Here is an 18,345-nt window from a genome sequence, read left to right as displayed (position 1 = left end):
ACTCTTGCTAAATTCTTAATGAATAGGGTATCACCATGACTTTAACTAAATCACTTTTAAGCGTAACCGTAGTAGCTGTATTACTTTCTGGTTGTGAAATGAATAACACCGGCAAAGGTGCGGCTATTGGCGCAGCAGCGGGTGGCGTATTAGGTAAAGCAACAAGTAACCATAAAGATAAGCGTATTTTTATAGGCGCTGCGATCGGCGCACTAGCTGGCGCTGCAGTGGGTAACTACATGGATAAGCAAGAAGAAGCATTTCGTGATGAACTTGCAGGCTCTGGTGTTGAAGTTGTACGTGAAGGCGATAACTTGCGTTTAGTTATGCCATCTAATATTACGTTTGCGACCGACCAATCTTATATTTCGTCTGGCTTTAACGATACCTTAGATGCTATTGCTAAAGTGATGAACAAATACGAAAAAACGTACCTAAGTATTGAAGGCCACACAGATAGCACAGGTAAAGACAGCTACAACATGAACCTATCGCGTGAACGTGCTCAAAGCGTTAAAAACTACTTAGTGAACCAGCAGATTATGGCTGAGCGTGTAAGTACTATGGGTTATGGCGAAACACGTCCAATTGCGACTAACGATAGTGCAAATGGCCGTGCTCAAAACCGCCGTGTAGAAATTCAAATAGTGCCAAACACAGAAGAATAATTAGTCTTTATTAAACTGTAATTCACACAGTTTTTGATACAACGGGTTACTTGCTACTAATTCTTGGTGGGTACCCGTTGCTATAATCTCTCCATTTTCCATGACTACAATCACATCGGCATGTTTAACCGTTGCCAGCCTATGGGCAATAATAAGCGTTGTTCTATTTTGCATTAAATGCTCAAGCGCAGCTTGCACGTGGTGCTCACTTTGAGCATCGAGTGCACTGGTGGCTTCATCAAGAAGGAGTATTTCAGGGTCTTTTAAAATAGCGCGTGCCAGTACAATACGCTGCTTTTGCCCACCCGATAACCTCACACCTTGCTCACCTAAAAAACTGTTATAACCTTGCGGTAATTGTTTAATAAATTCATCAGCATGAGCATGTTTGGCAGCGGCATATACTTGCTCGTCACTTGCTTTTGGGTTGCCGTAGCGAATGTTATGCATTACATCGGAGCTAAATAAAATAGGGTTTTGCGCTACCATACCCATTTTACCTCTGAGGGTATTAAGCGATAATTCTTTAATGTTTATATCTTTAAATTTAATGGCTCCGCTAGCCGGATCGTAAAAGCGCTGTAGTAATTCAAATAAGGTTGTTTTACCTGCGCCAGAAGGGCCAACAATAGCCACAGTTTGGCCTTGAAGTATATTTAAACTTATTTTATTAAGTGCGCTTACGTCTGGGCGAGAAGGGTAGTTAAAGCTTATATTCTCAAGCGTAATAGCAGGACTGTTACTATTTTTTAGTAAGTTACTATCTTGTGGGTTTAGCGGGTTTTCTATCTCACTTTTAACAGCAAGTAACTCAAGTAATCTTGCAGCTGCGCCTGCTGCGCGTTGTAGTTCGCCATATACTTCAGCAACGGTTGCCACCGACATTGCCACCATAATAGCGTAAAACACAAATGCACCTAACTCGCCGCCGGTCATAGTACCTGCAAGTACATCGTTACCACCCACCCAAAGCATTGCGCTAATGGCACTAAAGGTTAAAAAAATCACCACGGCTATTAAAAACGAACGCTGCTTAATGCGTTTTTTAGCCACGTTAAAGGCTTTTTCGGTCTCAAGTGCAAAGGCATGCTGCTCTTGCTCTTCATGGCTATAGCTTTGCACTACTTTAATATTTTGTATGATTTCGCCGGCATACGTGCTTATGTCGGCAATGGCATCTTGGCTAGAGCTTGCGAGTTTGCGTACCTTGCGACCAAATACCATCATGGGTACAAGTACCAGCGGTACACAGGCTACAACCACTAAGGTAAGTTTTAAATTAGTAAACAGCAGCATAGCAAGCCCACCAACCAGCATAAGTACACTGCGAAGCGCCATAGAAAATGATGAACCAATAATTGATTGCAGTAATGTTGTGTCGGTTGTTAAACGCGACATAAGCTCGCCACTGCGGTTTTCTTCAAAGTAGCTTGGGTGCAAAGTAACAATGCGATTAAACACGGCTTTGCGAATATCGTTACTGACTCGCTCGCCAATCCACGACATTAAATAAAAGCGGCTAAAGGTGCCTACAGCCAATAAACTAATTAAACCAATAAGCACCAATACAGCTTGTTGTAGCTGATCTTTAGAGCCAGCTATAAAGCCATGATCTATGACAAACTTAACCCCTTGACCTAATGATAAGTTAACACCAGCGGTGACTAAAAGGGCAGCAAGCGCCGCCACTACCATCCATTTATACGGTTTAATAAACGCAAAAATAGGTAATAAACTACTAAAAGCGGCTTTTTCGGGCTTAGGGCTTGTTTTTGACATAGTGGATTCTTTTTAAAGGTTAAGGTATAGATATGGCACTAAGATAATAAAAATCAATACTATTAAATATTAGCCAATAAGGAAACGTTATGACTACTGCAACCGTAAGTGGAGAATTTAATGTAAATCTAGCCCCAATTGAAGGCTACGCAAGCGGCCAAAACGGCGTTAATTTAGGGCGTATGTCGATAGATAAAACATTTAAAGGTAGCTTAAATGCCACCAGCCAAGGCGAAATGCTAAGCGCCATGACACCCACACAAGGCAGTGCCGGTTATGTTGCCATAGAGCAAGTAATAGGCGAGCTTGACGGCAAAAAAGGCAGTTTTGTACTGCAGCATTTTGGCACTATGGATAAAGGCCAAGACAGCCTAATTTTAAATGTAATTCCCGATTCAGGCACTCATGAGCTAGAAGGGTTAACGGGCAGTATGAAAATACGTATTGAGCAAGGGATTCATTACTACGATTTTGAATACACCTTATAAGATACACAAGGATTAAAATGCAAAAAGTAATCGAATTTAGAAAGACCCGTTTTTTGGGTGGGGTAGATATAGTCGCACTGAATGACCGCATACAGGAATTAAACCAAGATGGCTGGAAAGTAATAAACGCAGTGCCATTGACAGGCTTTTATGGCCAAGTGCATGGTTATACTTTGTTTATTGAAACTGACGAGCTTTAAATGACATTTACAGTATGGTTAAGCCTAGCGGCTATTTGTATGATGGGCGCAATGTCGCCAGGACCAAGTTTAGCGGTGGTTTTAAAGCACTCACTTAACGGCAGTATGAAAAACGGTATGCTTGCCGCGCTCAGTCATGGTACTGGCGTTGGCTTGTATGCTGGTGCATCGTTATTAGGGTTAGGCGCTTTAATGACGCAGTTTCCAACTGTTTATCAAATACTCGTGTATTTAGGCGCAGCCTATTTGGCGTATTTAGGTATAAAAATATTGCTAGCAAAACCCAGCAATAACGAACTTGAAGTACAAAAAAGTGAGGTAAGTGCAGCTAAAGCATTACAAGATGGTTTTGCCATTGCTTTTTTAAACCCCAAGCTCGCTATTTTCTTTTTAGCCTTGTTCTCACAGTTTATTGACCCTCAGCTACTTACTTTAAGTGTGGGCATAATTATGTGTTTAACCGTGTTTGTAATTGATACCGGTTGGTACTTGCTGGTGGCGTTACTGACAGAGGTTTCAAAAAACCGCTTTGGATTTACCAAGCAAAACCCGTGGCTTGATAAAATACTGGGTGTTGTGTTTATTGCTCTTGCGATAAAAGTGGTGCTTAGCCTTTAAATAGCGTTCCAAATGCAGGTGTATGTACGCGCATACACCTGCAGCCTAACTCTCATGCCCTGCATACGTATTCATCACATTAATTTTACCTTTTAGTTACAATTTGTTGGTTGTGTTTTGAACAACACAGCAACACCTGACAACAATAACTCAAAGGTTCACACACATGGACAAGTTTAAACTAAGTGCACTTATGCTGGCTTTATTTGCCGCAAATAGTGCATTGGCTGCAAACGAAGACTCAACAAATCAATCACCCAGCACACAAGCTGAAGATTTAGAAATTATTGAAGTGCGAGGCTTTAGTCGCAGTTTAATCCAATCTTTAAATCAAAAGCGTTTTAGCGATACGGTGTCAGAACAAATTTCTGCCGATGATTTAGGGGCATTGCCTGATATTTCAATGGCCGATGCGCTTACACGATTACCAGGCATTTCAGCAGTAAGAACGGGCGGCCAAGCGGCGCAAATTAATATACGCGGGCTGTCGGGCGGGTTTGTATTTTCAACACTTAATGGCCGCGAGCAAGTATCTACAAGTGGCAGCCGCAGTATTGAGTTTGACCAATATCCGTCAGAATTAATTAGCTCTGCGGCGGTATACAAATCGCCAAAGGCATCGCTTATTGAAGGTGGCGTGGCCGGTACGGTAGAGCTTGAAACCGCCAGCCCACTCAATAACGACCAAACACATAAATTTGTAGCTAATGTGCGCGGTATGTATAACGACCGCGCCTCAGAGGTATCGGATGCCACTGAATTTGGCGACCGAATTAGTTTTTCGTATCAAGGCAAATACCTAGACGACACATTGGGCGTGGCGCTGGGCTATGCGCGCTTGTTTCAGCCAAGTGTAGCAACGCAGTTTATTGGCCTTGCTTACAACGACACAAAAGATGTAGATGGCGCAGCTAACGACACCAATGGCCCTTTAGCTAAACCAGAAAACGAATACATTAGCGAAGGCTTTGAGCTACAGCATTTAGGTGGCGAAGAAACCCGTAATGGCTATTTAGCAGCCATAGAGTGGGCACCGGCAGATAACTTTAAATTAAAAGGTGATGCGTTTTTATCGCGCTTTGATAAAGAGTCGTTTGCCCGCGGCCTGAGGGTTAAATTAGGCGGGCCAACAGCTGCATATGCAAACGCTCAGCTCGACGGTAATGCCGTAATAGGCGCAGCGGTTAACCGTACTTCGCAAAGCTATACCCGCGTTGAAATAGTGAACGACGACAACCAAGACTTTGACGAAGTAGATAGTTTTGGCGTTAATGCCGATTGGCAGGTAACCGATAGATTAAGCGTAAATGCCGATGTGTCGCTTTCTCGCGCAAAAAGTAATTTTAGAAATGGCTTACTGTGGAGCTTAGTAGCAGAAGATGCCAATGCAGAAACGCCAGTATTTGATAACAACGTAGCAATTAACTATCAATTAAACGGCTTAAATTTATCTGACGTTGGGTTTAATCAGGCGGCCGCCTTTAGCGATATAGACCGTGTAATGGTCAGCAAATATGGTATTTACCCAGATCAAACAGAAGATGAAGTAACGGCATTTAAGCTCGATTTTAAATACGAGCTAGAAAGCGACATATTTAGCTCAGTAGAGTTTGGTGCGCGCTACTCAGATAGAGAATACAGCCGAAAGCGTTCGGTATTTGAGTACGGTAACGACGGGGCGTTTTCAGCAACGCAACCGCCTTTGAGTTTAACCGACGATATGGCCTCTGTGGTTGACTGGCAGGGCGAGTTTAGTTATTTCCCGTCGTATTTAGCCATTGATTTAGACAAAGCGCTCAATGCGTGGTTTCCAGATGGCACGCCCGAGCCTGTTCAAACATGGGGCAACGCCGATGGCGTAGACGACGCGCAAGGTTACACAACTAACTATTCGTGGACATTGCTACAAAGCGGCTCGGTGTTTGAAGATGTGCTAGCTGCGTACGTTATGGTAAACATTAACACGCAAATAGGGGGGCTCGACCTATCGGGTAATGTGGGTGTGCGCCGCGTTGAAACCGACCAATCAGCAACGGTACTAGAAAACGTAGTAGGCGATGCGCGCTTAGGTGCGCAAAATATTGTTGATGAGAACGGCATTGTAAATGATTTATACGCACCTAATGTATTAGGCACTAAATACACCGACTACTTACCATCATTAAATTTAAACCTGCAACTTAACGACAATTCACTTGTGCGCTTTGCAGCGGCTAAAGTAATGTCGCGTGCGCCAATTAACCGCTTAGCGGGCGATGCCAGTGCAAACGTAAGTGACGATGGTGTTATTAATGGTTCAAGTACTAATAACCCATTTTTAAAACCCTTTTATGCCGACCAGTACGACTTATCTTACGAATATTATTTTGAAGAAGGTAACGGCACTATCGCAGCAGCGTTATTTTATAAAAATATAGACTCGTTTGTTGAAACCTTATCAATCGAAAACTTCGACTTTAAAGGCAGTGGCTTTAACGTACCTGACTCTATAGAAGACCCAGTTAGTGGCGAGCAAGTTGCGACAACAAACGGTATTTACACCACGGCAGTTAATAACGGTGAAGGTGGCTATATCAGAGGGCTAGAGCTTGCTTATACGCAAGTGTTTACCTTTTTACCTGAGCCATTTAATGGCTTAGGCGCTAATGCAAGTTACTCATACACCGAAAGTGAAATTGAATCGATTACCAGTTTAGGGGGCGACACGTTAGCGCAATCTTTACCTGGGCTATCTAATAACGTATTTAATGCCACGGTTTTTTACTCAATGGATGATTTTGAAACCCGCCTCAATGTGCGCTACCGCGATGAGTTTGTATCAGAGCAGGTTGCCATTAACGAGCAAGTGGTTAATTTTGATGCTGAAACCGTAGTCGACTTTCAAACCTCTTATCGCTTTAGCGACTCGCTAACAATGCTTTTGCAAGTTAATAACTTAACCGATGAACCAACCCAAAGTTACTTTGGCTCAGAGCAACGAACAGGGACGACTCAGTACTTTGGTCGTCAGTTCTACCTTGGTTTTACATACAGTCATTAATTAGCAAACGGAGCGTTTAAAAATGAAAATTATAACTAAGTCTAAATATTTGCTAATAACGTTAGCGTTAATGCTATTAGCAGCGTGTGGTGGAACAGGTGATGTTGAATCTGGTGAACCATTACTTACCTGTAATGTGCCACAAGTCCCTAATGAAGCGGGGTCACAATGTGTCGATCCCGAACCTATATCGTGCCCTGCACCTACAGTACCTGATGAAAATAACGAAAGTTGCGTGGTTGGCGCCGACCCAACCCTGCCAGACCCTGTTGTATTTGCAGGGGAGGGAGAGGCGGTTTTATTTTATAACCGCTTAGCCGATGATAACTACGAAGGTTACCGATTACATTCGTGGAATAACGATGTGTGTGATGCTTATGCACCACCATTTGATACCAGTGATTGGGCTAACGGCCATGAATACGATGGTATTGATCCAAACTACGGTGCGTACTGGATAATTAACCTTAAAGAGGGTTATAACGAATGTGCCAATTTTATTATTCATATTGGTACAGAAGGGTCAGGTAAGGCGTTTGGTGATGTGGATTTAACCATGCCGCTGATGCAAGACGATGAAACCTTTCAGCGTATGAACTTTACCATTCATGGTGAGCCTTCGGTGTTTGAATATCCTATTTTAAGTTTGGGCGAACGCGCAGTTGCTATAACAGGTGCTTCAGCGCATTGGATTGATTTAAATACTATTTTGTATAAACCAAGTAACGAGCTTACAAGCCTAATTAAGTTGCATTCATCAGCTACGGCTCAGCTTGAAGTGGATATTGATACTGGTTTAAACGGCGATACTGTTACGCTGCAATCAAGCAGTTTAACTGATGAGCAAGCGGCAAAAGTACCGCATTTAACCAATTGGAACGCTTACGAAGGAAGTTGGGATACAAACACGGCTAAAGCGCTTATAAAATCGCAGCTTGTTATTGCCGGTTACGATAGTGAAGGTAAGCTGCTAGAAGCAAGCTATGTACAAACCGCTAAAGCTCTCGATGCCCTTTACACACAAGGCGAAGATGACGCTAACGAAGCTGTACTTGGCGTAACTTATGGCAATAACGCGATTGATGTAACTGTGTGGGCACCCACCGCTAATAACATGGTGCTAAACGTGTTTGATGATGCAAAAACACAAGTGCACTCTATACCAATGACATTAAATACACAGACAGGTATTTGGCAAGCAAGTTTAGATATGCAATACGACCGCCACTATTACCGCTTTAATTTTGATGTTTACCACCCACTGACTCAGCAAATAGAGTCGCTTTGGAGTACAGACCCTTACTCACTCAATGTATCTACCAATGGTTTATACAGCCAGCTGATTAATTTAGCCGATGATGACACTAAGCCAGAAGGCTGGGATGAGCGTATCGTGCCTACTATTACTAACCCAGAAGATGCGGTTATTTATGAAGGCCATGTACGTGATTTTAGTGTGCGTGATCAGTCAGTAAGCGAAGCAAACCGCGGTAAATACCTTGCATTCACTGAACTTGAAAGCGTGCCAATGCAGCACCTTAAGCAATTAGCAGATAAAGGCTTAACACACTTTCATTTACTGCCAGTGACTGATATTGGCTCCATTGAAGAGGATGCCTCGCAGCGTGTGGAAATTACAGACACCTTAGGTAAATTATGTGAGCGTATTAACGATGAAGCTGATGCATGTAAAATCGAAGATAAAAGCAGCACCATTGTCGATATTATGCAAAGTTACCTACCTGGCTCAGACGATGCACAAGCATTAGCCAATGCGATGCGTGATTTAGATGGCTTTAACTGGGGTTACGATCCGCATTACTTTATAGCGCCTGAAGGCTCGTATGCCTCAAGCCCAGAGGGCATTGCCCGCGTTAAAGAAACCCGCGCTATGGTGCAATCACTGCAAGAAGTAGGACTTCGTGTTGTACTGGATGTGGTTTATAACCATACAACGTCGTCGGGTATTTGGGATAAGTCGGTATTTGATAAGCTAGTACCGGGTTACTACCATCGCTATAACGAAGTAAGTGGTGAAATAGAGCGCTCAACGTGTTGTGAAAATACAGCTACAGAGCATGTAATGATGGATAAGTTTGTTACTGATTCATTGGTTATTTTAGCGCGTGAATTTGGCTACGACAGTTTTAGATTTGATGTAATGGGGCATATGCCAAAATCATCAATATTAGCTGCGCGTGAAGCCGTGCAAGCAGTTGACCCAGATAACTATTTTTACGGTGAAGGCTGGGATTTTGGTGAAGTAGCTAACAATCGTTTATTCACACAAGCTAAACAGGCTGATATGGCAGGCTCAGAGGTGGGTACATTTAACGACCGTATTCGTGAAGCCGTGCGTGGTGGTGCAATGTTTAGCAATAACCCGACAGATGGCAACCTAGCCGAGCAAGATACTTTACGTTTGTCGCTTGCGGGTAATTTACAAAACTACATTTTAAAAGACTTTAAAGGTAACTTAGCAAAGGGTAATAGCTTTACTTGGAATACCCAGCCAACAGCGTATGCACTAGACCCTGCCGATAGCATTCATTACGTATCTAAACACGATAACGAAACACTATGGGATCAGCTGCAATATAAACACAGCACTAATATGAGTATTGAGCAGCGCGTTCGTGCTCATAATATGGCGTTAGCACTTCCGCTTATGAGCCAAGGTATTCCATTTATGCAAATGGGCGCCGACTTGCTGCGTTCAAAATCGATGGATCGTAACAGCTACGACTCTGGCGACTGGTTTAACTTTGTTGATTTTACCCAAGATACTAATAACTGGAATATTGGCTTGCCACCCGCACAAGACAACGAAGTGAAATGGCAAGAAATTATGCCTATTTCTGCTAATACCCAAGCGGCCGCACAGCCACAAGATATTACCTTTGCACATGATGTATTTAACGAGTTTTTACAAATACGTAGTAGCAGCGCACTCTTTAGATTAACCACAGAGCAAGATGTTATTGAGCGAGTGGGTTTTCATAACGTAGGTAAAGCGCAGCAACATGGCTTAATTGTAATGAGCATTGATGATGGCGAAGGGCTAACAGACTTAGACCCTGCATTTGACGCGCTTGTTGTCGTGATTAACGCAACCGAGCAAACCCTTAGCCATACTATTGCCACCGCAGCGGATTTTGAATTACACGACGTATTAAAAAACAGTGTTGATGCAAGCATGACCGATGCTAATTTTGCTGCTGGCGATAACGAAGGCACATTTACTGTACCGCCTTACACATTAGCTGTATTTACTAAAAACCAAGGTGAGAGCCAAGGTGCTGGTTTAAGTGCAAATGCGACAGTGGGTGCACCTGATGTAGTACCTTATGGCAGCACCGCTGTGTTTGTGCGCGGGACTTTAAACGACTGGGGCACACGCGATGCATTTGAATATATTGGCGAGGGTGAATACCGTATAGCAATTGCACTGAGCGCTGGCGATTACGAATTTAAAATTGCCTCTGAAGATTGGTCTACAGTTGATTTTGGCGCGCTTACTGACGCTGATAAAGATGTAGTTGAAAACCAAAGTGAGGCATTAACGCGCTCAGGTGCAAACATGACATTCAGCGCTGCTATTGATGCAACCTATGTATTTTCACTTGATGCTTCAAACCCTGAAAATCCAACGCTTACTTTATACAACGAAGAGCCATTTATAGGCACTGCTATTTATGTGCGCGGTACGCTTAATGACTGGGGAGTAACCGATGAGCTAAGTTATAAAGGTAAAGGCATTTACACCTTTACTAAAACACTGAGTGCTGCAAGTTATGAATTTAAAGTAGCGTCAGAAGATTGGAGCACGGTTGATTATGGATCGGCTGAGGGTGATGCCAGTGTAATGGTTGGCACCGCTGAGCAGTTGTCGGTTGCGGGCGCGAATATGACCATCGACATTGCAGAAGAAGGTGAATACCAGTTTATATTTGACGCCAGTGATTTAAATAACGTATCGCTAAAAGTGCTCAACGCTGAAATGTTTGCACAAACAACGGTATTTATTCGCGGCAGCTTAAATGACTGGAGTACTGATAACCCGCTTATGTACGAGGGTGATGCAATTTACTCTACATCAATAGATTTAGAAGCAGGTGACTACGAATTTAAAGTAGCGTCTGAAGATTGGAGTACCGTTGATTACGGTGGAGCAGGCGATACGCCGGTAGTGGCAATTGATGAACTAACACTACTTGAAGCCGTAGGTGCCAATATAGCACTAAATATTACCGAACAAGGTACTTACACCTTTAAGGTAATAGGCCCAGATAGAGAAAATGTAAGCATACTTATTAATAAGCAGTAGCAGTTATATTTTCCCAGACCTAAGCCGAGCATAGCCCTGTATGCTCGGCTTTTTTAATGCCTAATTAATACCTAACAAAAGGGGGGATTAAAAACGATAGTTAACCGACATCATAACAGTCGTGGTGTTATCGGTATCAATAATGGGTGAGTCTTCAATATCAGAATCGAGCTGCTTATAGTTAACCATGGCATTTACGTTCCAGTTTTTATTAATGTAATACATTAAAAATAAACCCGCATTGTAGTTAACCGTAGAACCAAGTTCGTAAGGCGCATAGGTGGTAGATTCGCCCAGTGCTACACCATAATAATAGTTAGATACATCACTGCTATTTAGCTCAACACCTACAGAAGGAACGAGCATTAGTTGTTTAGATAACTTAATAGGGTAACTGTAATTGGTTTTAAATTTAGCGCCATCGCCGTGGCCTATTACATCATGGGTAGCACTGGCGCTTATTTTACCAAAGCTTGCAGTGTAACTAACCTGCGTGCCAGCGTAGAGTGATAGCTTTCTATCGTCTAAGGCTTTTATGGCTGCAAGGTCTGAATCTGAGGTATCAAAGTTATCTCCTGGCTCTAAAACTAATGACCAGTTAAAACCTTGCTGCTCCACTAATTTATAATCAAGCGAAAAACCTTTAAAACTAAGCCTTTCGCCTTCGTAAGTAATGATAGGTAAAAATAGCGTTTCACTGTCGGTACCTGCATAAGGTGAGCTGGTAGAAATGACACCGCCCCCTAAAGAAAACTGCGACTCAGCTTGAGCAGTAATGCTGCCAAGTGCAAGTGTGCCAACTAATAACCGTAGTGAGTTTTGTATATAAGTGTTCATAGGAGCCTTGGTGTTAAGTAAAAAGTGAAAATTGTTTGCGATAAGTAAAGTGTGCCGCAACGCTATTAGGCTTTAGTGTAGCTATATTTTTGATTGGCGTTTGTAAGAGAGTGTATGAAAGTTTATCTGAATGTAAGTGGGTTAATACTCAGGCTTTTAATAAAGATAAAACCTGAGTATGGATACTTTAAGCGTGTTGATTTAATTTAAATTGTTTACGGCTATACATAAATAATAACGTGCCTGGAATATATAAAATAAGTGAAAGCGCTAATGTGTTTAGCCCCGCAGCATAAACAAGCCATAAACCATACACACTTGCGCCTAACCCCATTAGCTTAATGGGTACCGAGAGCTTTTGTGCAAAGGCGACTTTTACCATATAGGCGGCAACTAAAAAGTACGGCACCAATATCATAGACGTTGATACAAGCACTAAGGTGTTATAACTCTCGCCAGTAAATAAAATAAGCACTAAGCAAAGTTGCACCGTAAGGCTGGTTAAAGTTAATGACGCTATAGAGGTTCCGTTATGATTTTGCTTTTTAAAAACGTTAGGAAATGCGCCGTATTTAGCCGCGCTGTTAGGCACTTCGGCGGCGTAAATAATCCAACTTAAGTAAGAAGCCAGTACCGACACAATAAGCCCCGCACTTATAATAACTTTGCCAGTAGTGCCACTCATCATGGCCATAATGCCCGCCATTGAAGGGTTACTAAGTTGGGCGATAGTGCTTTGGTTCATTATTCCAAATGACAGCATGGTAATAGCAATATATAAAATAAGCGCTGCAACAACGCCTATCACCGTGGCTAGGCCAATATCTTTACGGTTTTTGGCACGTGCAGAGAGCACGGCAGCCCCTTCAATACCGGTAAATACCCATAAAGTAATAAGCATGGTATTTTTTACTTGATCAATAAAGTCTGTTTGCACGCTCACATGGCTTTGATTTGCCTTAAATACGTTAGGGTCAAAATAAGCATAAGCAAAGCCGATAAATAGCAACAGCGGGATCACTTTAGCGATAGTACCAAGCAGGTTAATGAAAGAGGCCTGTTTAATGCCTTTAACAATAATTAAATGCACAGCCCATAAAATAATAGATTCGCAAATAAACGCCATAAGGGTATTACCCTGGCCAAATAGAGTGAATGTTGGCGTATCTACAAATGCGCCTAAAGCAGCAAAAGCCACGACTAAATAACCCACCACCCCAATGGTGGCGCAAAGCCAATAGCCCCATGCAGATAAAAAGCCTGCTAGTTCGCCAAAGCCTTCTCTAGCATAAATATAAATGCCGCCGTCGAGCTCTGGCTTAGCGCGTGATAATTGTAAAAAACACCCTGCAAGCAATAAAATACCCACACCGGTGATAAGCCAACCTACTAAAACAGCATTTACACCAGCCACTTCGGCCATATTTTGTGGCAGACTAAATATCCCAGCCCCTACCATTGCACTAAATACCAGCGCGGTAAGTGCGACTAATCCAATTTTATTTTCTTTCATTTTACTACTTACATGTAAGCTAATAATTAGCGTTATAAAGAGGCAAAGTGCTGATTTAATGTTGCAATGTGTTCAGGGCCTATACCGCAGCAGCCACCAATTATGCTGGCACCTTGTTGTTGCCATTGCTTAGCCCATTGCAAGTAAGAGAGCGGGGTTAAGTCTTTGCGAACCTCATCTAACCCTTCGTTAGCTGTGGCTTCTTTAGTTTGTGGCGCAAATGCATTTGCGTAAGCACCCACTTGAACATGCTCTGCTCTTTGTGTTTTTAATTCCTTTTGGGTTAAAACTAAAGCTTGCTCTATTACCTCGGGCTGGCAGCAATTAAATAAAATGCCTTTTACATTTTCTTTTAGCATTGCAGTGACCGCATCTTGCACCGACTCGCCCGAGCGTAACGTGGCTTGCTCGTTGGGGTTTTCATCGTCAAGGGTAAAGGCAACCCACACAGGTTTTTGACTATCACTTACTTTACTGATTAGTGCTTTAATATCGAGCGCTTCTTGAATGAGGCTTTGGGTTTCTATTAACCACAGGTCGGCATAAGGTGCTAGGCCTTCTATTAAAGGCGTAGCAATGCGTGTTAGTTGCTCTGCTTGGTATAAATCTGGGCGATATGAGCCAAACATAGGAGGTAAACTTGCCGCTATTTTTGTGCCTTTATTGTGTTGCTCGACCGCTTTTTTAGCCGCTAGTCCGGCGGTTTCAGCCAGTGATTTAGCAGATTGATTAAAGCGTTCTTCGCCAATATGAAAAGGCACTAATGCATAGCTATTTGTGGTAATAACAGTGGCACCACTTTGTATAAAGTTACTATGAGCCTGCGTTACTTTGTCAGGGGCTTCTATTACTGCCAATGCTGACCACTCAGGTTGCTGAAATGGCGCACCAATACGAGTGAGCTCTCTGCTCATGCCGCCATCGAGTAAAGTTAGAGTATGAGTTGTCATTATGTTCCCTTTGTATGAGATAATTTCACTTTGGATGTTTAGACGTCTATAAAGCTGTTGCCAGAATATAAAGCACACAATTAGGTTAAACAACCCTATAAATTAAAATAATGGGCGTATTAACTAAGCGTTATCATTGCTTAACAACCTCGTTAAATTGCATTGAAGTAATTGATCACGTAACTTAAACAAGCAGTGTATTTTACTAGCAGTAAAGCGCCGTGTTTAAGTAGATTAAGGATAAACCAATGAGCAACTCTATTTTAAAAAGTGCCAGCTTTGATCCCAAAGTGAAGCAATACTGGATGACCATGGCATGCTTTTTTAGTGCCGTTGCACTAGTGACCATTCCACTTATACCTTTGGTGTTATTTGTTGTATGGCTGGTGGCAGGTAAAATTTTGGCCGCTATGTCGGCGCAATTACTCACGCAAAAGCTGGTTGTTAAACGCGGCATTTTATTTAAAGAAGAAAAATCTATACCGCTTGAAAAAATAACCGATGTTGGGCTGAACCAAGGGCCGCTTATGCGCTTTTTTGGCTTATATCGGTTAAGCTTTGAAACTGCAGGGCAGTCGGGTCATGGTGCATTGGTGTCATTACTTGGTGTTGAAAATGCCAGTGAGTTTAGAGAAGCCATACTTGAGCAAAAAGATGTATTGGCAAACCAAGGTAAAGCGTCGCAGCAGGCAACAGAGCAAAGTGAGAAAGAGCTACTGAGATCACTTACTTATAGTGTTAAAAATATTGAGCAGATGCTACTTGTTTTACTTGATGAAAGGCAGCAAAAGTAGCCTGTTTTAAAATTGTAAAGCTTATAAGGATATTTTTATGAATACGGAAATAGAAAATATATTTAATAATTATCCTGAGATAGCAAAAAGTAAGCTTATAAAATTACGAGAGTTAATTTATACCGTAGCACAAGAGCAAAACTTAGGAGCTGTTGAAGAGTCTTTAAAGTGGGGAGAGCCAAGTTATAACACAATAAATGGCAGCCCCATTCGCGTAGGCTTTAAGGGCTCCTCGTGTTATTTGTTTTTTCATTGCCAATCAAAGCTAGTAAGCACATTTAGAGAGTTGTATTCCCACACTCTCACTTTCGAAGGTAACCGGGCAATTGTATTAAATAGTGAAAAGCCATTACCAGAATACCCAGTTAAAGAGTGTATTAAATTAGCACTGACTTATCACAAAGTTAAACGCCTACCTTTACTAGGCGCATCATTATAAGTATTCAGTTGATGTTTAAAACACACTACATATTTGGTTTGCGTCACAGGTAATAACGGTTACGTTTTCATAACCCACACGCGTTAACGCTTCTGCTCCCAACGTTGCGCGCGCACCACTTGCGCAGTGCACGTAAATAGGGCGAGCTGCGTCTTTTTCTATTTCCATCAGTTTCATCTCGAGTAACCCACGCGGAATATTTATAGCGCCGGCAGCCGATTTTGTCGCGTGCTCTGCAGGTTCTCGCACATCAATAAGTAAACCTTTATTTTGTTCAAGCTCGAGTTTTGCTTGCGCTGCATCAATACGGCGTTGGTTAGGTGTGATAATTTTTAGTAAATCAGGAATTGAAGTAAGCATTAGTTTGTAAATCCTCTTTTGCGCAAAAAAGTCATTAATGGGCATCATTTAGTGTAGGCGGATTGCACTAAGTTAATACCAATAAATAACGTTAAAAATTGAAAGTTACTATCAACAAAGTAGCTTAGCAGTACTGAAATTGTAACAACATAGTCCCTAATTAAAGCGAATGAAATTAATATTAGTAAGGTCTAATATTAATTATATTAGAACTTGCTAATGTAAAAGTCTATAATTAAAACACGCAAAATAATTAAGTATCACAATGAATATTGAACAACTTGCAGAAAACGCCCAGCAGGCAGAGCAGTTTTTAAAATTAATGGCAAATAAAAACCGTTTAATGATTTTATGCAGTTTATTACAAGGTGAACAAAGTGTAGGTGAGTTAAATCAAAATGTTCCGTTGGCGCAGTCTGCTTTGTCTCAGCATTTGGCGAGTTTACGTAAAGCGCAGCTAGTAGCAACTCGCCGTGATGGGCACACTATTTATTATTCGCTGATCGACCCAAAAGTTGAGTCGATTATTACGTTACTTTACGAGTGGTTTTGCAAGCAAAGTACAGCTAAATAATGTGTTTTAAATAAAGGTCGCAATTTCATTAAGCGATTTTTTATCAAGTGCATGGGCAGGCACTGTGGCATCATCGCTTGGGTAGCCTGCAATAAGTAGCATGTATGGGCGTTCGTTATCTTTATCGCGATTACATATGTCGGTTAAAAAACTCATTGGCTTTGGAGTATGAGTAAGGGTTGCCAAACCACTGCGGTGCAAAGCTTGAATTAAAAAGCCGGTAGCTAAGCCAACAGACTCATGCACATAATAATTCGTATTTTTATCATCGCTGCTTACGCCGCCCTTTTTTTGACTAAATACAGCTATAAGCCAAGGTGCATGCTCTAAATAAGGTTTATTGGCGTCGGTACCTAACGGTTTTAGCGCATCTAACCATTCTTCACCTGCTCTGCCTTCGTAAAAAGAACGCTCTAATTTTTCTGCGGCTTCTCTTATTTGTTTTTTTACATCGCTACTGTTTATAGCCACAAAATGCCAAGGCTGATGATTCGCTCCACTTGGTGCTGTGCCAGCTGCTTTTATACATGCTTCAATAATATTTTTTGGTACTGGGCGATCGCTAAAGCTGCGAATGCTATGGCGGCGTTGGCTGGTTTGTAAAAACTCGTTAGCACGATTTAGCATTTCTTCATGTGGATATTCTATAAAGTCATTTAACGGCTGGCTTTGGTGATCTTGCATGGCTTTTCGTTTCTTATAAAAAGTATATGTGGTTTTTATACCGAGTGAATACAGTGCAGGCAAGTGTTATGAGTTTAAATTATGTTTATTTGTTGTTACAAATTTAACCAGCAAGTAACTTATGTTCCTATTTTCCTTGTGGTATAAAACATTATAAAAATAATTACTCATATTCAAGGAAGTAAAAATGCTATCAATAACAGGGTTATCTAAAACCTACGATAATGGCGTACATGCACTACAAGGTGTTGATTTATCTATCGGCAAAGGGATGTTTGGATTACTTGGGCCAAATGGCGCAGGTAAATCATCGCTAATGCGTACCATTGCAACACTGCAGTCGGCTGATTCGGGTTCAATCACTTTTGATGGTATTGATGTTTTTAAAGACCCACAGGCTCTGCGCCAACGCTTAGGTTACTTACCACAAGATTTTGGTGTGTACCCGCGTGTTAGTGCTTACGACTTACTGGACCATATGGCTGTTTTAAAGGGAATTCATAATAAAGCAGAGCGTAAAGAGTCGGTTGAAGGATTACTTGCACATACTAATTTATATCAACATCGCTCAAAAGCGGTAAGTGGCTTTTCGGGCGGTATGCGCCAGCGTTTTGGTATTGCACAAGCTTTACTAGGCGACCCCGACTTACTTATCGTTGATGAACCTACCGCAGGGCTAGATCCTGAAGAGCGAAATCGCTTTCATAACTTGTTAGTAAGCTTAGGCGAGCAAAAAGTCGTTATATTATCGACCCACATTGTTGAAGATGTAGCAGAGCTTTGCCCAAACATGGCGGTGCTGGCAGGCGGTAAAATACTATTAGAGGGCAATCCAATTGCCCTTACCGATAAACTCCAAGGCCAAATTTGGCGCAAAGCCATGAGCCAAGAAGAAGCGCTAGAGCTTGAACCGCAGCTGCCTGTTATTTCAAAACGCTTATTTGCTGGGCAAACCATATTACATGTATTAGCCAATGAAGCCCCTGAAGGTTTTGAGCTCAGCAGTGCAAACCTAGAAGATGTGTATTTTTCTACGTTGCTTAATCATCGTAACAGCCAAGTAGCATAAGGGGG

16 protein-coding genes are annotated in these 18,345 nt (G+C 42.0%); 10 read left to right on the top strand and 6 right to left on the bottom strand.

All coding sequences use genetic code 11. The annotated features are described in order from the left end of the window. Nucleotides 1–35: 35 nt before the first annotated feature. Nucleotides 36–668 (top strand): OmpA family protein, encoded by a 633-nt coding sequence (locus tag H5117_RS13820; RefSeq protein ID WP_002959537.1) that lies wholly within the window; start codon nucleotides 36–38, stop codon nucleotides 666–668. Here H5117_RS13820 and H5117_RS13815 read toward each other — a convergent pair whose 3' ends face one another. Next, nucleotides 669–2,447: an ABC transporter transmembrane domain-containing protein gene (locus tag H5117_RS13815; RefSeq protein WP_182738375.1), complete on the bottom strand. Its 1,779-nt coding sequence runs from the start codon at nucleotides 2,445–2,447 to the stop codon at nucleotides 669–671. Between the two features lie 89 nt (nucleotides 2,448–2,536). On the opposite strand from H5117_RS13815, the gene H5117_RS13810 reads away from it, so the two are divergent. The 5 genes from H5117_RS13810 to H5117_RS13790 all read left to right on the top strand — a co-directional run bounded on the left by H5117_RS13810 (nucleotide 2,537) and on the right by H5117_RS13790 (nucleotide 11,120). Continuing rightward, the gene (locus tag H5117_RS13810) at nucleotides 2,537–2,935 is read left to right on the top strand and encodes a DUF3224 domain-containing protein (RefSeq protein ID WP_182712836.1); all 399 of its coding nucleotides are present in this window, start codon (nucleotides 2,537–2,539) and stop codon (nucleotides 2,933–2,935) included. 17 nt (nucleotides 2,936–2,952) lie between these two features. Beyond that, on the top strand, nucleotides 2,953–3,135 hold the full coding sequence (locus H5117_RS13805) for a hypothetical protein (protein ID WP_024599480.1): 183 nt from the start codon (nucleotides 2,953–2,955) through the stop codon (nucleotides 3,133–3,135). Further along, nucleotides 3,136–3,753 (top strand): LysE family translocator, encoded by a 618-nt coding sequence (locus H5117_RS13800; RefSeq protein ID WP_182738373.1) that lies wholly within the window; start codon nucleotides 3,136–3,138, stop codon nucleotides 3,751–3,753. Nucleotides 3,754–3,919: 166 nt separating this feature from the next. After that, entirely contained in the window at nucleotides 3,920–6,793 is a 2,874-nt protein-coding gene (locus tag H5117_RS13795; RefSeq protein WP_182738371.1) for a TonB-dependent receptor, read from the top strand. A gap of 22 nt (nucleotides 6,794–6,815) precedes the next feature. Next, complete coding sequence (locus tag H5117_RS13790) at nucleotides 6,816–11,120, top strand: alpha-1,6-glucosidase domain-containing protein (protein ID WP_182738369.1); 4,305 nt, start codon at nucleotides 6,816–6,818, stop codon at nucleotides 11,118–11,120. A gap of 87 nt (nucleotides 11,121–11,207) precedes the next feature. Here H5117_RS13790 and H5117_RS13785 read toward each other — a convergent pair whose 3' ends face one another. The 3 genes from H5117_RS13785 to H5117_RS13775 form a co-directional block, all read right to left on the bottom strand. Beyond that, entirely contained in the window at nucleotides 11,208–11,957 is a 750-nt protein-coding gene (locus H5117_RS13785; protein ID WP_182695853.1) for a MipA/OmpV family protein, read from the bottom strand. Nucleotides 11,958–12,144: 187 nt separating this feature from the next. Next, nucleotides 12,145–13,470 carry a basic amino acid/polyamine antiporter gene (locus tag H5117_RS13780; RefSeq protein ID WP_029773146.1) on the bottom strand — a complete coding sequence of 442 codons (1,326 nt, stop codon included), beginning with the start codon at nucleotides 13,468–13,470 and terminating at the stop codon, nucleotides 12,145–12,147. Nucleotides 13,471–13,502: 32 nt separating this feature from the next. Then, nucleotides 13,503–14,420, bottom strand: coding sequence for a homocysteine S-methyltransferase family protein (locus H5117_RS13775; RefSeq protein ID WP_182738367.1), 918 nt, complete (start codon nucleotides 14,418–14,420; stop codon nucleotides 13,503–13,505). 248 nt (nucleotides 14,421–14,668) lie between these two features. Here H5117_RS13775 and H5117_RS13770 point away from each other — a divergent pair, with 248 nt between their 5' ends. Further along, complete coding sequence (locus tag H5117_RS13770) at nucleotides 14,669–15,214, top strand: PH domain-containing protein (RefSeq protein ID WP_182737909.1); 546 nt, start codon at nucleotides 14,669–14,671, stop codon at nucleotides 15,212–15,214. A 37-nt stretch (nucleotides 15,215–15,251) separates the two neighbouring features. Next, nucleotides 15,252–15,653 carry a DUF1801 domain-containing protein gene (locus H5117_RS13765; RefSeq protein WP_024604483.1) on the top strand — a complete coding sequence of 134 codons (402 nt, stop codon included), beginning with the start codon at nucleotides 15,252–15,254 and terminating at the stop codon, nucleotides 15,651–15,653. Between the two features lie 15 nt (nucleotides 15,654–15,668). Here H5117_RS13765 and H5117_RS13760 read toward each other — a convergent pair whose 3' ends face one another. Beyond that, complete coding sequence (locus H5117_RS13760; protein WP_024591370.1) at nucleotides 15,669–16,013, bottom strand: rhodanese-like domain-containing protein; 345 nt, start codon at nucleotides 16,011–16,013, stop codon at nucleotides 15,669–15,671. A 265-nt stretch (nucleotides 16,014–16,278) separates the two neighbouring features. Here H5117_RS13760 and H5117_RS13755 point away from each other — a divergent pair, with 265 nt between their 5' ends. Then, nucleotides 16,279–16,587 carry a helix-turn-helix transcriptional regulator gene (locus H5117_RS13755; RefSeq protein WP_182738365.1) on the top strand — a complete coding sequence of 103 codons (309 nt, stop codon included), beginning with the start codon at nucleotides 16,279–16,281 and terminating at the stop codon, nucleotides 16,585–16,587. A gap of 6 nt (nucleotides 16,588–16,593) precedes the next feature. Here H5117_RS13755 and H5117_RS13750 read toward each other — a convergent pair whose 3' ends face one another. Continuing rightward, the gene (locus tag H5117_RS13750; RefSeq protein ID WP_182738363.1) at nucleotides 16,594–17,271 is read right to left on the bottom strand and encodes a nitroreductase family protein; all 678 of its coding nucleotides are present in this window, start codon (nucleotides 17,269–17,271) and stop codon (nucleotides 16,594–16,596) included. Nucleotides 17,272–17,458: 187 nt separating this feature from the next. Here H5117_RS13750 and H5117_RS13745 point away from each other — a divergent pair, with 187 nt between their 5' ends. Then, nucleotides 17,459–18,340, top strand: a complete 882-nt coding sequence (locus H5117_RS13745; protein ID WP_002959519.1) for an ABC transporter ATP-binding protein — start codon at nucleotides 17,459–17,461, stop codon at nucleotides 18,338–18,340. Nucleotides 18,341–18,345: the final 5 nt, after the last annotated feature.

Origin of the sequence: Pseudoalteromonas sp. SG45-1 (assembly GCF_014164135.1) — a bacterium.
GTDB lineage: Bacteria > Pseudomonadota > Gammaproteobacteria > Enterobacterales > Alteromonadaceae > Pseudoalteromonas > Pseudoalteromonas distincta.
The sequence above is the reverse complement of the archived record's forward strand: the minus strand, read 5'-3'. Positions and strand labels throughout refer to the sequence as shown.

Excerpts from the sequence above, each read along its gene's own strand:
- H5117_RS13820 (WP_002959537.1), top strand. The coding sequence starts at position 36 with ATGACTTTAACTAAATCACTTTTAAGCGTAACCGTAGTAGCTGTATTA.
- H5117_RS13815 (WP_182738375.1), bottom strand. The coding sequence starts at position 2,447 with ATGTCAAAAACAAGCCCTAAGCCCGAAAAAGCCGCTTTTAGTAGTTTA.
- H5117_RS13810 (WP_182712836.1), top strand. The coding sequence starts at position 2,537 with ATGACTACTGCAACCGTAAGTGGAGAATTTAATGTAAATCTAGCCCCA.
- H5117_RS13805 (WP_024599480.1), top strand. The coding sequence starts at position 2,953 with ATGCAAAAAGTAATCGAATTTAGAAAGACCCGTTTTTTGGGTGGGGTA.
- H5117_RS13800 (WP_182738373.1), top strand. The coding sequence starts at position 3,136 with ATGACATTTACAGTATGGTTAAGCCTAGCGGCTATTTGTATGATGGGC.
- H5117_RS13795 (WP_182738371.1), top strand. The coding sequence starts at position 3,920 with ATGGACAAGTTTAAACTAAGTGCACTTATGCTGGCTTTATTTGCCGCA.
- H5117_RS13790 (WP_182738369.1), top strand. The coding sequence starts at position 6,816 with ATGAAAATTATAACTAAGTCTAAATATTTGCTAATAACGTTAGCGTTA.
- H5117_RS13785 (WP_182695853.1), bottom strand. The coding sequence starts at position 11,957 with ATGAACACTTATATACAAAACTCACTACGGTTATTAGTTGGCACACTT.
- H5117_RS13780 (WP_029773146.1), bottom strand. The coding sequence starts at position 13,470 with ATGAAAGAAAATAAAATTGGATTAGTCGCACTTACCGCGCTGGTATTT.
- H5117_RS13775 (WP_182738367.1), bottom strand. The coding sequence starts at position 14,420 with ATGACAACTCATACTCTAACTTTACTCGATGGCGGCATGAGCAGAGAG.
- H5117_RS13770 (WP_182737909.1), top strand. The coding sequence starts at position 14,669 with ATGAGCAACTCTATTTTAAAAAGTGCCAGCTTTGATCCCAAAGTGAAG.
- H5117_RS13765 (WP_024604483.1), top strand. The coding sequence starts at position 15,252 with ATGAATACGGAAATAGAAAATATATTTAATAATTATCCTGAGATAGCA.
- H5117_RS13760 (WP_024591370.1), bottom strand. The coding sequence starts at position 16,013 with ATGCTTACTTCAATTCCTGATTTACTAAAAATTATCACACCTAACCAA.
- H5117_RS13755 (WP_182738365.1), top strand. The coding sequence starts at position 16,279 with ATGAATATTGAACAACTTGCAGAAAACGCCCAGCAGGCAGAGCAGTTT.
- H5117_RS13750 (WP_182738363.1), bottom strand. The coding sequence starts at position 17,271 with ATGCAAGATCACCAAAGCCAGCCGTTAAATGACTTTATAGAATATCCA.
- H5117_RS13745 (WP_002959519.1), top strand. The coding sequence starts at position 17,459 with ATGCTATCAATAACAGGGTTATCTAAAACCTACGATAATGGCGTACAT.